Genomic DNA, 13,106 nt, shown 5'->3' with positions numbered 1-13,106 from the left:
GGGTCCGACAGGCCCTGTTACGGCTGGAGCGCGGTGAGGACGACGAGCTCCGACTCGTCGTGCGGGAGGTACCGGACGCGGACGACCATGCCGGGCTGGAGCTGCGGGATCGCGGAGGCGTCGACGGGCTTGCGCTGGTCGAGGTCGAACGTGGTCTGGTCGGCGCGGGTGACGCGGAACTTGAGGTCGACGACGGCCCGCTCGCCTTGGATCTCGCCGGTCGGGTTCATGGCGAGGACCACGGCCTTCGCTTCGACGCCCTGCTCGGCGATCTGCAGCTGCCGGGGCGTGACGAGGCCTTTGGCGACGCGGATGCGGTCGACGACGGCCTGCATCTCGTGCTGCGGGGCGTCGGCGGCGATGGTGATCTTCCCGTCGGTGCTGCCGGGCCGGTACCGGACGGGCAGGACCGCGCCGGGGACGACCATGGCGAGTTCGGTGATGTCGATGATCGCCTTGGCGACGCCGCGGAAGGACTGCCCGTCGACGGTGTCGACGTCGAAGAGGATCTCGAGCTGCGGCTGGTCGTTGACGCTCAGGCCGGTGCGCTCGGCGGAGACGATGGTGCCCATGGCGAGCGGGGCGCCTTCGAAGCCCTTCGCGGTGAGGCCGCGCATCTCGCGGATCGGGCCGTCGGCGAGGCGGGCGATCGAGAACATCGGGAGGACGGTGATGAGGATGATCGGACCGGCCATCCAGCCGTTCACCCAGGGAACGGGGTTGTCGCTGGTGAGACCGGTGAAGACGTACATGGCGGTGAGGGCGAGGCCGACGATGAGGCCGATGACGCCGATGGTCTTGAACATGGGGGGTTCCTTTCGGGGGTCCGGGTGTTCGGGCTGTGCGTTGAGTTTCGTGGTGTGCCTGCGCCTACCGGTCACAGGTTTGGTTCAGGGGCGGCCGATCTCGACGCGTTCGATCGAGCCGCCGGGGGCGACGAGGACGAGGTCGGCGAGCCAGAAGGAGCCTTCGGGGGCGGCGATGACGGCCGTGTACCCGCCGGGGCTGACGAGTGCCCGGCCGAGGCGGCTGCCGGTCGCGGTCGAAGCGGTGACCCGTCCGGTGCCGAGGTCGACGACGTGGAGTGCGTAAGCGTCGACGGCCGGTTCGGGCTGGTGCTCGACAAGCACATGCCCGGTGCCGGCCCCGACAGCGCTGTTGCCGAACCCGGTCCACAGGTCCTCGCTCGCGGCGCCCGGGTCCTCCAGGAACTCGGCGATGAGCGCGTCCACGTCGATCCCCACTTCGAACGACGCGAACGGGGAGGTCTGGTCGAGGACGATCCCGGCCCCGTAGAACACCTTGGCGCCCAAGGCACGCTCGCCGTCGGGGCCGTCGTAGACGAGGCTCCCGCCGAGCGCGCCGTCCGCGGTCGGCTCGAGCCGGACCGTGCTCTCGCCGTCGGCGAGCAGCGCCTCCGTGCTCGTCATGCCGCCGATGTCGGGCGCGGACCCTTCGGCGAACAGCACGCCCGACCAGGTCGCGGTCGTCGCCGCATCCGCGGGCTCGGCCTCCAGGGCGTCGAGGGGGAGCACATGCACGCCACCGTCGACATCAAGGGCGACAACGGCATTGAGCGCCGGGTCGAACCCGTACGCCGCGCCCGGGAGCGCCCGCGAGCGCTCCAGGCCGGGCACTTCGCCCGGCTCGACGACCGTGCCGCCGTCGGCGAGATCGAGGATCATCAACCCATTGTCAGTCGAGACGTACGCAAAGTGGTCCCCCGCGGCGAGCACGGCCACCGGCCACGGCCGGCCATCCGCCAGCGCCACGTCCCATTTCGTGTCACCCGTGGACAACTCGACCGCCGCGAGCCGCACTTCGAACATGTCGTGCCGCATCGAAGCGATGAGCCCCCCGGACCCGTTGCGGTCGTACGGCACCAGAGCGAGCTCCTCACTCCCGTGCACGGCGAACCCGATCCCCGAGTGGATCGCGATGTCCGGTACCGGTGCCGTCAAGTGCTCGCCGACGATCGCGGTCACCGCGATCGCCAAGGAGGACAAGAGAATCCCGCCGAGCATGCCGAGTCCGCGGGCGCGCCGCCGCTTCGGCGTCAACGGGTGGTCCGGTGTGCCGTAAGGGGACCGCACGGGCTGGTGGGGCGGGAACGGCCGGGCCGACGAGTTACCGGGGACGTGGCTCATGACGGGCTCCTTCTGCGCTGGTCGCCCTCAGTGTCCGCCGATGGCGGCCCGCTACCGGTCACAAGTTTCTTCGGCGCCCGCGCCCGGCCCGATCCGACTAGAATCCGGTTCATGGTGCAAGGCATAGCGGCCGGGGCGGCCGTGCCCCGGGGCATGCTCATCGCCGACGCGTGGTCCCAGCTCGGCGACGACGTCGCACCCCTGAGCAACGCGTCCGGCCGGCCCCTCGCGCGCACCGTGAAACTCCTCCTCGACCCGCTCGTGCTGCGCCCCAACCTGAACCCGCGGTTCGCCGGCGGTCTGATCGGCGTCGAGCACGTCGACGACCTGCGCCGCGCCGTCGCCGACGCCGGACCCGCGCTGGCGGCGACCGCGGCGTGGTTCCAGCTGGTGAAGCGGGCGCGGCGGCGCGCGGGCGTCACCGAAGGCAACCCGCAGGACCTGTACTTCCAGCGCTGCTTCGAACTCGCGCACCTGCACGGCGACCCCGCGGACGCGCCTGACGCGGAGGCGATCGCGGCGGCGACGGTCGCCGAGGTGCGGGCCGAGCGCGGCGAGGTGACCGTGGACCGGTTGCGGCGCTTCATGACCGACCCCGACCAGGTGGTGCGCCTCGCCGGTCTCCTGCAGCGGGCCTGGGACGACCGGCCCGCGCCGCGGCCCGCCCCGCACGACGGCCTCACCGCGTTCCTCGACACGTGCGCGACCGCGCCCTCCGACGCCCAGTGGAACGCGCTGGCCGCCAACGGGGTCGGGAGCGCCGAAGCGGTGGAGCTCGACGAGCCGCGGGTCGCCCGCGGCTACGGTTTGACCGCCCGCGAGCGACCCGAGCCGCCGCAACTGGGCGACCGCGCCTCCAAGAAGGCACTCCCGCCACCGTTCGACCGATCCATCATGGAGCGTCTCTTCGCCGCCTTCACGTCTGTCTTCCAGCGCGAATCCATGGCCGACATCCCCTCGATGGTCGTCGGCGAGATCCACCGCTCCGCGGCCGCCTGGCAGCTCGCCGACGAACCGAGCCGCGTCGCCATGGCCCTCGGCCGCGACGCCAGCACCGGCATCGGCTACGGGGGCCAGGCCACCCCCGCCTCGGATGCCAACGCGCGCTTGATGGCCCGCTACGCGCGCGAAGCGTACGTGCACGCCGTCCAGCGCCGCCCCGACCCGGAATCGGCGATGGTGCCCGACGACCTCCGACGCGAGATCATGGACGTGCAGGAGCCGTACCTGCGGCGCCTGTGGGCGCGCCTGCACGGCCGCGAACTGCGCGGCGAGACCACCGCGGCCGGCGACGTGTGGGACCTCCTCGACGGCGTCTTCCGCTCCGTGCTCCTCGACCAGCGCGACCGGCTCCGGCGACTCCTCGAACGGGACGGGGGCCGCCCATGACCGAGTTCCCGATCGGCCGCGTCCGCGAGGTCGTCATCGTCGGCGCCGCCCCGCCCCACCAGCTGAACCGGCCCCACCCCGAGCGCACCGCCCTCGTCGAAGCCCGCGGCGCCCTCCTCTACTGGGACGTCCTCGACTCCCGCGCGCACCCGGCCGCCGAGATCCACGACCCCGGCCTCGCCGCCGACTGGCTGTGGGAGATCTACGGGCACGACGCCGCGACCGCGATCCTCACCGACGCCGACGCCATTGCGACCGAATGGGACTCGCCCGTACTCGACGCGGCCCGGCGTCTCGCCCACCTCCGCTGGGCCGAAGCCTGGTGGCCGTCCTCCCACGCCGCGGGCCTGCCCGCGCTCGACCGCGGGCTCCTCCGCGCCGAAGCCGCCTGGCGCACCGCCGCCGTCGAACACCTCCTCGACGACGACGAAGCCGTCGAACGCGCCCTCGCCGACACCGACCCCACCCCGCTCTTCGACACCGCCCACGGCGGCGGCGAACTCGCCGCCGCGCTCACCGCACTCGCCGAGGACTACGGGATCGAGCTGCGCCGCGAACCCGCGCAGCTCCGCCGCGAAGACTGGGCCCTCGCCGCCGGCGGCGACCACCCCGTCGACATCGCCCTCGCCAGCGGCGGCGCACCCGTCGACTGGGCGCACGTCCCCCAAGGCCTCGTCGACGCCGCCGCCGGCGCCACCTGGATCCTCCGCCGGCAGCCGGCCGGACTCGCCGTCACCGTCACCGTCCCCGCCGCACCCGAAGCCGCCGACCTCCCCCTCACCGCACGCATCGCCGACATCGACGTCCCCCTGCGCCTCAACCCCGAGACCGGCCACTTCCTCGGCGAAGCCGAAGCGCCCCAGGCACTCCTGCTCCTCCCCGCCGACCAGCGCACCCTCCACGTCTTCGCCCCCGACTTCACCACCGGCGACGACCCGCCCGACCCCGCCGACGCCCCCCACCGCGCCGCCCTCATCGAATACGCGCGCTCACGCCTCGGCGACCCCGACGCCAGCCTCGCCGAGCGCACCGCATGACCGACGACGACCTGATCGGCCTGCACGGCAAGGAGACCACCGGCCCCCGCTGGGCGCCCTTCAAGCGGCTCAACAACGCCGCCGCCCGCCTCGTCCACGAAGGACGCACCATGGAAGCGGCCGCGATGTTCGAACAGGCCTACCGGCTCACCCTCGTCGACGACCTCGACGGCGCCGGATACGACGCCCGCGCCCGCGTCCTCGGCAACCTCGCCACCCTCGCCGAGAACCGCGGCGACACCGCCGCATCGCTCCGCCTGGCCGGCGAAGCCCTCGACGCCTGCGCGAGCGCCGAACGCGACGCCGGCGACCGGTTCGGCACCGTCGCCGTCCGCACGTCCGTCCTCATTCAGCGCTCCCAGACCCACCAGCTCCTCGGCCGCTACGACCACGCGCTCGCCGACCTCGAAGCGGCCCTGGCGCTCACGGCCGACACCGACGACAACGACGACGACCGGCTCGTCGCGTTCAACCTCCACAACACCCGCAGCGTCCTGCTCCTCCACCTCGAACACCTCGAAGCGGCCGAGGCCGCCGCCCTGCACGCCCTCGACCTCGCCACCGCGCACTACCCGGCCCTCGCCGGGCACCCCTACTCGAACCTCGCGCGGATCGCCCAGGCGCACAACGACCACGACACCGCCATGGCGTACCTGCAGCTGGCCGAGCAGATCCACACCGCCGCGGGGGACGCCGCCCAGGCGGCGCTGGCGGTCGCGAACCAGGGCCGCGTCGCGGGCCGCCAGGGCGACCGCGACGCGGCGGTGGCGCTGCTCGCGAGGGCGGAGCGGGCGTTCCTCGACGGGGAGCAGCCGCTGCGCGCCGCCGAGATCAGGTACAGCCGCGCTCACGTCGCGTTCGACAGCGGCGCAATGGCAGAGGCGCGTGCGCTTCTGCCGGAGGCGATCGCGACGCTGCGGGAGGCGGGCCATGTCGTGGTGCTCGCGGAGGCTCTGGGTCTGCAGGGCGACATGCTCGCGGCGGACGCCGACTTCGCCGGCGCGGAGGAGGCGTTCCAGGAGGCCCGCGCGTTGTACGAGGCGACGGGCGCGCGGTATCACTTGGCGCGCTTGGACATGCGGCGGGCATTCGCCGCCGCGGCGGCGCGCGATCACACCGACGACCCCGATGAACGGCAGCAGTTGCTCCAGGTCGCGCTGTACTTCTCCCTCCCTTCGGCACTCGCGACGGACGCGATCCGGCACCAGTACACGCCGGGCCGGGCGCGGGAGCTGTGGGCGGCGACCGTGGCGATCCCGGCGATGGCGCACGCACTGCATCTGGCGATGGAGCTGCGCGACGGCGCGCTGATCTCCGAGCTCCTCGAGCACATGAGCAGCACGGTCTCCCTCCACGCCGAAGGCCACGGTGTCGCCGCAGTGGCGGCGATCGACCCGATCGAGCTCCCGGCCCCGAACTTCGAAGCGGACGAGCTTGCCTTCGCGGCATCGGCGTTCGTGACCGGCGCCTCCGAGGACTTCCCCGCGCCGCGCTTCGCGCTGCCACCCCGCTTGCGCGTCAACCCGAACCGCGAGTCCGTATTGGAGCCCTGGATCATCGAGACCGAGCGCCGCTACGGCTTCCCGATCCGCTCGGATCAAGTGGTGGACGCATGGTGAGGCCCACGGTCCAGCTCAAACTGGTCGACACGGACGACCTCTTCTATTCGTGGCGCTGGGAACACGACCTAGGCGCGATCCAGAACATCATGGTCCCCGGCGAGACCGTCTGGCCCGTTCTACAAGCACTCGCTGACGCCCTCCCCACGCCCCTGCCCGGCGAAACGGTCGAAGACGCCCTGGAACGCTCCCTGAACGGCCCCCTCACCAGGCCCGAGACGGAATTCCAACTCGCCACCGACCTGGCGAAAGCCCTCGTCCCCTACCGGCTCGCGCAGGAACTCAACGGCTACCTGGAACAGGGCCTGCGCCCCCACGTGCGCATCCAACCGTCCCACGCGACCGGCCAAGTCCCTTGGGAGGCTTTGCGAGTCGACGAAGGCGAGCGCTTCGTGACGAACTCCGACCTCTCGGTCCTCCCGGCGGCGACGGCACGGAACGCCCCCGAACGCCGCATCACGCCGTGGAACCGGCACCACCCTGCACTGACGGTGCTGGACCCGAAGGTCCCGGGAGCCGGAGCAGCCCTGGGTTCGGTCCTGGGCCCCGAAGGCCCGGCCCTCGCAAAGCGACTCGGCCTCGACGCCGAGGCCTTCCGCCGGTCAGACCAAACCAGGGACACGATCCGGCCGCTCCTCGCCGACGCCTCCCATTTCCTCTACATAGGACACGTCACCGCCTCCGCGCACAGCCTGGACGCCCGTCTCCACCTGAGTTGCGGACCCGACACGACCGGCCGCGCCGCGCTCGTCGCGGGCCACCGCCCTCTCACGGCCGCCGACATCGTCCTCGGCCACCGCCCCGGCGCGCCCCTCCCCTGGCGCATGCCCAACCGGGTCGCGTTCATCGCCTGCGAAAGCGGCGGCGAAGTCCGCTACGCCGAACCCGTCGGCCTCGTCGCCGCCGCCCTCCACACCGGAGCCCAGTACGTCACGGCCACCCGCTGGACCCTCCCCACCGACGCCGGCATCCGCCGCTTCGCCACTCGCGCCACCCCGGACACCACCGTCATCCCCGACGCCGTGCTCGCCATCGACGAGGCCCACCGCTCCCCGGACCCCATCGCCACCCTCAACGCCTGGCAACGAGCCCACGCCACCCGCTGGGAAACCCACGGCCGCCTCGAAGACTCCCCCCTCATCTGGTCGACCTTCGCCACCATCCACGGCTGACCCCTCGCCGTGGACGGCGGCATGCGGGAACTGCGCCCCGCCCACTGATCTATAAGGAAGCATTCCAAACCAATTGGGGCACAACGGGTCTCATACGCAGATTTCCGCCCAGCCGTTGTCTCACTCCCCAAAGAGAGACTTGATTCATGTAAGGCACCTTTCACCTCAAGGCACGGCGTCTCTTACTCGCACGGACCACAACAAACCAGTTGGAACCGTGACGGACATGGAGAAGACAGCGCAAAAGCGCTGCGAGCTGAAAGGTGCCGAGATGGGCAGCGAGAACAAGAGCACGATGAAGCGCCGCCTGGTGTCCGGCGCGTCGATGGCCGGCGTCGCGTTCGTCGCGATGATGGGCCTCTCCGCCGGCTCCGCCCAGGCCGAAACCACCGACGTCGAAGTCAAGGCCGGCACCTGCGCCTCCGGCTACGTCTGCGGTTGGGAGGACGACGGCTACGGCGGCGACAAGTGGATGAGCTGGAACCCCAGCGGCGTCGGCGCCAACTACGAGATCGACGGCTGGGACGGCGACAACGAGATCACCTCGATCATCAACAACTCCGGCCACGGGATCAAGTTCTACGACCAGGACGGCCAGGCCGGCAACACGCTGTGCGTCGGCAACGGCGTGAGGATCAACAACCTCCAGGACTACGCGTGGAACGACCGCGCCGAAAGCGCCAAGGCCGTCAGCCGCTGCTGACAGGCACCAGCCTCCGATCCCCGGTCATAACCAACCGGCGCTACAGGCGTCGTGAATCGAAAGGGCTCAACATGAGCAGCGAGAACAAGGGCGCGTTCAAGCGCCGCCTGGCGTCCGGCCTCGCCGCGACCGGCATCGCCGCCGTCGCGGTCTTCGGCCTCGCCGGCACCGCCCAGGCCGAGACCGACGGCGAGGCCGACACCCGCGCCGGCGGCTGCCGCTCGGGCTACGTGTGCGGCTGGGAGGACGCCGGCTACAGCGGCGACAAGTGGGTGAACTGGCGCGCCGGCAGCGTCGGCACCGTCTACGAGATCGACGGCTGGGACGGCGACAACGAGATCTCGTCGTTCTCGAACGAGTCCGGCAGGACCCTCCGCCTTTACGCCAACGACGGCGCCCAGGGCTTCTCGATCTGCTGGGGGCCCGGCGTGGACGCCCGCGACCTGAGCGACCTCGGTGGCGGCCAGACCTTCAACGACCAGATGGAAAGCATCAAGGTCGTCGCCTCCTGCTAACGGCCGCATGAGCTTACGAGCCACCTCGCGGCGGCAGGCGCCGCCGTCGCGACCCCGGCTCGCTCGCAAGCGAACTCGCAGGCACCTCACGAAGACAGACAGGCCGCCCTGGGGAAACATCCCCGGGGCGGCCTTTGCCACCAGCAACTCGCCTACTGAGACAAGCGCTTAGGCGAGATCGCCAAGTAGCCGGCCCGGTTCGCCTTCGAGGGCGAGCGCGTCGAGGACGACCAGGAGCTGGCTCTCCTCGTATTTGAAATGGGTCTCCATCACCGCGCCGATGCCGTCGAGGTGGCGGTGGAGCTCATCGGGGCCGGCGTCGGCATCCATTGCGGCGGTGAGCTGTCCGATGAGGTGTTCGAGCATGTTGTGGTCGCTCATTAGGTTGGCGATCACCGGTTTGAGGCCGGGATGCTCGGCGATGACCTGCGGGAACAGCCCGCCGTCCTCGCTGCGGTGGTGGCCGCTGAGGGCCGCGCAGAAGCCGCGGCAGTACAGCAGGAGATCCTGCCCGGCGGCATCGTCGAACTCCCCGTCGATCGAGCGGCGGGCGAGGTCGAGCGCCTTGCGGAGGCGCTGGTGGACATTGCGGAGCTGGGTGCTGAACGCAACCAGGCGGTCGGTGTCTGAACTGATGGAGGTGCTCCTTCGATCACGGCGCGCCCCTCGGGGCTGGCGCGCCGCGCGCGATATTACCCGCGATCGGCCCGGGCGGCCGGGCACACCAGCCCGGCCGCCCGCGATATCGATACGCCGCAGGCCTAGCCGCCGTAGAGGCGCTGGAGCTCCCGCTTGAGGATCTTTCCACTCGGGCCCAGCGGAAGGGACTCGACGACGTGGACCGCGCGGGGGTATTTGTAGGCGGCGATCTTTGCCTTGACGTAGGCGATCAGCTCCGCCGGATCCGGGTCGGCGCCTTCGGCGGGGACGATGGCGGCGTGGACTTCTTGGCCGTGCTCGTCGTGGGGGACACCGAAGACGGCTGCTAGCGAGACGGCCGGGTGGCGGGAGAGGACCGCTTCTACTTCGGTCGGGTAGACGTTGTAGCCGTTGCGGATGATCATGTCCTTCTTGCGGTCGACGATCCGGATCACGCCCTCGGCGTCGACGGTGCCGAGGTCGCCGGTGCGGAACCAGCCGTCGACGACGGCTGCGGCCGTGGCGTCGGGGCGGCCGAGGTAGCCCTTCATGAGGTTGTGGCCGCGGATGACGATTTCGCCGAGGGTGTCGTTGGGGAGCAGGTCGATGCGGCCTTCGGTCTCGGCGTCGGCGATCGCGATGTCGACGCCCCAGATCGGCTTGCCAACCGTGCCGGGGCGGATCGGTTCGGAGACGAGGTTGAAGCTGGCGACCGGGGAGGTCTCGGTGAGGCCGTAGCCTTCGTGGACCTGCGCGCCGTAGGCGGTTTCGAAGGCTTCGAGGAGCGCGGTGGGCAGGGCGGCGCCGCCGGAGATCGCGAAGCGGAGCGGTGGTCGGTCGGGGGTGCGGTTGGCGGCGGCGATCATGCCGGCGTAGTTCGTGGGTACGCCCGCGAAGACGGTTGCCTTGTGGCGCAACAGGAGGGCGAGCGCCTCGTCGGGGTCGAACTTGGGGAGGAGGATGATCGCGGCGCCGCGGCGGAAGCCGGCGTTGAGGACGACGGTCTGGCCGAAGGTGTGGAAGAACGGGAGGCCGCCGTAGAGGACGTCGTCGGGGCGGTATTCGAAGGTGTCGAGGAGTCCGGTGTGGACTTGTTCGATGACGGCGAGGTGGGAGCCGACGGCGCCTTTCGGGGTGCCGGTGGTGCCTGAGGTGTAGAGGATCGTGGCGGGGGCGAGGGGGTTGACTGAGGCGTGGCGTTCGATCGGGGTCGCTTTCTCGGCTTCTTCCTCTAGGCGGGCGATGGGCTGGTCTTGGAGCTTGTGGCCGGCGGGTGTGAGGACGGTGAGGAGGGGGATGTCGGCTAGGGCGGCTGCGGGGGCGGCTTCGCCGAGGAGGGGTGCGGCGGCTATGAGGAGGTCGGCGTCGGCGTCTTCGAGGACGAAGCGGATTTCTTCGGTTTTGAACAGTAGGTGGACAGGGATGACGACGGCGCCCAGGGCTAGGGCGGCGTAGTAGACGCGGGGGAAGTCGGGGACGTTGGGGATGATCATGGCGACGCGGGAGCCGGGGCCGATGCCGCGGGCGGCGAGGGCGCCGGCGTAGGCGCGGGTCTGGTTCCAGAGGTCGCCGTAGGTGATCGTCTGTTCCATGAAGTGGAGGGCGGGGGCGTCGGGGCGGCGTCTGGCGGTTTCGGCGAGGATCGCGGCGATGGAGAGGGTGCCGTGGCCGGGGCCGTCCATGGCGGCGTCGAAGGTCGTGTGCGGGCCGGTGTCGGCGCGGTGGTCGCCGGCGGGCGGGTGCGTCATTGCACGTCTCCTTTGCTCAACGGTCATCCTGCCTTGCCGGGGGCGGCGCTGTCACCGTCCGGTGGCGAGCCATGCGGTCGGGTCGCGGCGGATGCGGTCGATGACGGCCATGGCGGCGCCGATGGCGGCGGCGTCGGGGCCGAGGGTGGCGGGGCGGACGGTGACGGGGGCCCAGCGGGCGGAGAGGACGCGCTGGTTGATTTCGGTTTCGACGCCGGCGATGAGCCAGGAGGAGAGGAGGGCGTAGCTGCCGCCGAGGAGGACGGTGTCGATGTCGAGGAGGTTGAGGACGTTGGCGGTGGCGATGCCGAGGGCGGTGGCGGCGGTGTCGAGGGCGGCGAGGGTTTCGGGGCGGCCGGCGTCGGCCCAGGTGAGGAGGGCGGTGTCGAGGGTGAGGCCGGTGGGGAGGGTGGCGCCGTCGAGGATGGCGGCGAGGCTGGCGTAGGTCTGGAGGCAGCCGCGGGAGCCGCAGCGGCAGGGTTTGCCGTCGGGGTCGACGGTGAGATGTCCGAGTTCGCCGCCCCAGCCGTGGGAGCCGCGCATGAGGCGGCGGTCGAGGATGATGCCGGCGCCGATGTCGAGTCCGCCTGAGATGTAGAGGAAGTGGTCGGGGGTGGCGCGGTGGAGTTCGCCGCGGGCGGCGAGGTTCGCTTCATTGTCTACTGTGGTGTGGATGTCGAGGGGGCGGAGGTGGTCGGCGAGGATGGCGCCGGCGTCGACGTCGTGCCAGCCGAGGGAGGGGGCGGTGCGGACGAGCCCGGCGTCGGTGGGGCCGGGGACGGCGAGGGTGGCGGTGACGACGGTGAGGCCGTCGGCGGCGGCGGTGCGGGCGGCGTCGATGGCCATGCGGCCCAGGTGTTCGAGGACGGTGTCGGCGTCGGTGTCGGCGAAGGGGGCGAAGGCGAGGTGGCGGACGGTGCCGGTGAGGTCGACGACGCAGGCGGCGAGGCCGTCGGTGCGGATGTCGAGGCCGATGCCGGCGGGGCCGGTGCGGGAGACGGTGAGTCCCATGCGGGGGCGTCCGGCGCGGCCGTCGGGGGTGGCGCCGGTTTCGGTGACGAGTCGTCCGGCGATGAGTTCGTCGACGATGCGGGTGATGGTGGGCCGGGTGAGGCCGGTGGCGGCGGCGAGTTCGGTGCGGGAGACGGGGTTCTCGGCGGCGAGGACGTGCCGGAAGACGAGTTCGAGGTTGAGCGCGCGCAGGCGTTCCTGGCGGGCGGGGTCGTTGGAGCGGGCGGCGTTCATGCCGGGGGCCGCGCTGCGTCGGCGAGCGCGGCGGCCGCGTCTTGGGTGAGGATGCCGTCTGCCACGACTGCGAGGATATGCCGTTGGAGGTGCTCGCCGGGTGCGAGTACCAGTGGACGGTCCCATGTGAGCGATGAGCCGACGCCGAGGTAGTCGCGGGCGCGCACGAACCAGCGGTCGTGGGCGGTGGTGGTGTCGGCGGGGGCGAACAGCATGGTCCAGGGGGCGTCGCCGCTGGTGCCGGAGACCGTGAGCCAGGGGGCGGTGGTGCCGTGGACGGCGCGGACGCCGGTGCCGGCGGGGCTTTGGACGTGGACGGGGCCGGTGATGGCGGGTCCGCGCCAGAAGAAGCCGCCGTATCCGGCGCCGACGCGGCCGAGGGCGGCGGGGCTGCGGATGGTGAGGGGCCGGTCGGTGGCGTTGGCGAGGCGGGTCTGGACGGCGAGGGTCCAGGCGTCGGGGGTGAGGGGGCGGCAGGTGACGGTGCGTTGTTCGCTGAGGAGGGCGGCGCCGTCGCGGTCGACCCAGTCGAGGGTGTGGGCGAGTTCGGATTCGGTGTGGTGCAGCCAGCGGCGGTGGTGTTGGGCGCCGTGGTCGTCGAGCCAGGCGGGGCCGTGTCCGGCGACGAAGGTGCGGCCGCCCCAGAAGTTGCGGCCGCCGATGTCGGGGGCGGCGATCGAGATGCCGAGTTGGTGGGTGTGGGAGTGGGGGCGGACGTCGGTGACGGTGGTGCCGGCGTGGGTGCGGACGGGGTGGAGGTAGGGACGGGGCGCGGTGGAGGCGGGCAGGTCGGAGTGCCAGACGTAGTGGGCGACTTCGTGGCCGTCGACGCGGAGGCTGAGGGGTTGGTCGGCGTCGAGGGCGGGGAGGGTGCCGGAGTGCTCCATGGCGG

General features: G+C 71.7%; 12 protein-coding genes. 6 read left to right on the top strand and 6 right to left on the bottom strand.

Translation table 11 applies throughout. The annotated features are described in order from the left end of the window. Positions 1 to 17 precede the first annotated feature (17 nt). Both J5V16_RS21530 and J5V16_RS21525 read right to left on the bottom strand, forming a co-directional pair. On the bottom strand, positions 18 to 806 hold the full coding sequence (locus J5V16_RS21530; protein WP_208499044.1) for a hypothetical protein: 789 nt from the start codon (positions 804 to 806) through the stop codon (positions 18 to 20). Between the two features lie 84 nt (positions 807 to 890). Further along, the gene (locus J5V16_RS21525) at positions 891 to 2,147 is read right to left on the bottom strand and encodes a PA2928 family protein (RefSeq protein WP_208499043.1); all 1,257 of its coding nucleotides are present in this window, start codon (positions 2,145 to 2,147) and stop codon (positions 891 to 893) included. Between the two features lie 111 nt (positions 2,148 to 2,258). Here J5V16_RS21525 and J5V16_RS21520 point away from each other — a divergent pair, with 111 nt between their 5' ends. The 6 genes from J5V16_RS21520 to J5V16_RS21495 all read left to right on the top strand — a co-directional run bounded on the left by J5V16_RS21520 (position 2,259) and on the right by J5V16_RS21495 (position 8,582). Further along, the gene (locus tag J5V16_RS21520; protein ID WP_208499042.1) at positions 2,259 to 3,536 is read left to right on the top strand and encodes a hypothetical protein; all 1,278 of its coding nucleotides are present in this window, start codon (positions 2,259 to 2,261) and stop codon (positions 3,534 to 3,536) included. Further along, on the top strand, positions 3,533 to 4,573 hold the full coding sequence (locus tag J5V16_RS21515; RefSeq protein ID WP_208499041.1) for a hypothetical protein: 1,041 nt from the start codon (positions 3,533 to 3,535) through the stop codon (positions 4,571 to 4,573). The genes J5V16_RS21520 and J5V16_RS21515 overlap by 4 nt, the downstream gene beginning before the upstream one ends. Then, positions 4,570 to 6,192, top strand: a complete 1,623-nt coding sequence (locus J5V16_RS21510) for an ATP-binding protein (protein ID WP_208499040.1) — start codon at positions 4,570 to 4,572, stop codon at positions 6,190 to 6,192. The genes J5V16_RS21515 and J5V16_RS21510 overlap by 4 nt, the downstream gene beginning before the upstream one ends. Beyond that, the gene (locus tag J5V16_RS21505; RefSeq protein ID WP_208499039.1) at positions 6,186 to 7,364 is read left to right on the top strand and encodes a CHAT domain-containing protein; all 1,179 of its coding nucleotides are present in this window, start codon (positions 6,186 to 6,188) and stop codon (positions 7,362 to 7,364) included. Before J5V16_RS21510 ends, J5V16_RS21505 begins: the two co-directional genes overlap by 7 nt. A 271-nt stretch (positions 7,365 to 7,635) precedes the next feature. Beyond that, a complete protein-coding gene (locus J5V16_RS21500) occupies positions 7,636 to 8,067 on the top strand; it encodes a peptidase inhibitor family I36 protein (RefSeq protein WP_208499038.1) in 432 nt (143 codons plus the stop codon). A 71-nt stretch (positions 8,068 to 8,138) separates the two neighbouring features. Further along, the gene (locus J5V16_RS21495; protein ID WP_208499037.1) at positions 8,139 to 8,582 is read left to right on the top strand and encodes a peptidase inhibitor family I36 protein; all 444 of its coding nucleotides are present in this window, start codon (positions 8,139 to 8,141) and stop codon (positions 8,580 to 8,582) included. Between the two features lie 168 nt (positions 8,583 to 8,750). Here J5V16_RS21495 and J5V16_RS21490 read toward each other — a convergent pair whose 3' ends face one another. Genes J5V16_RS21490 through J5V16_RS21475 form a run of 4 tightly spaced genes read right to left on the bottom strand, consistent with a single transcriptional unit; the run spans position 8,751 to position 13,101 of the window. Continuing rightward, on the bottom strand, positions 8,751 to 9,305 hold the full coding sequence (locus J5V16_RS21490) for a hemerythrin domain-containing protein (protein WP_208499036.1): 555 nt from the start codon (positions 9,303 to 9,305) through the stop codon (positions 8,751 to 8,753). A gap of 38 nt (positions 9,306 to 9,343) precedes the next feature. Beyond that, positions 9,344 to 10,969, bottom strand: coding sequence for a long-chain-fatty-acid--CoA ligase (locus tag J5V16_RS21485; RefSeq protein ID WP_304606754.1), 1,626 nt, complete (start codon positions 10,967 to 10,969; stop codon positions 9,344 to 9,346). 51 nt (positions 10,970 to 11,020) lie between these two features. Then, positions 11,021 to 12,214 carry an ROK family transcriptional regulator gene (locus tag J5V16_RS21480; protein ID WP_208499035.1) on the bottom strand — a complete coding sequence of 398 codons (1,194 nt, stop codon included), beginning with the start codon at positions 12,212 to 12,214 and terminating at the stop codon, positions 11,021 to 11,023. Continuing rightward, a complete protein-coding gene (locus J5V16_RS21475; protein WP_208499034.1) occupies positions 12,211 to 13,101 on the bottom strand; it encodes a DUF6807 domain-containing protein in 891 nt (296 codons plus the stop codon). Before J5V16_RS21475 ends, J5V16_RS21480 begins: the two co-directional genes overlap by 4 nt. Positions 13,102 to 13,106: the final 5 nt, after the last annotated feature.

Source organism: Glycomyces niveus (assembly GCF_017592475.1).
In the GTDB taxonomy this organism is placed as follows: domain Bacteria; phylum Actinomycetota; class Actinomycetes; order Mycobacteriales; family Micromonosporaceae; genus Glycomyces; species Glycomyces niveus.
Note: the sequence above shows the minus strand (reverse complement) of the source record. Positions and strands in the feature narration are given on the sequence as shown.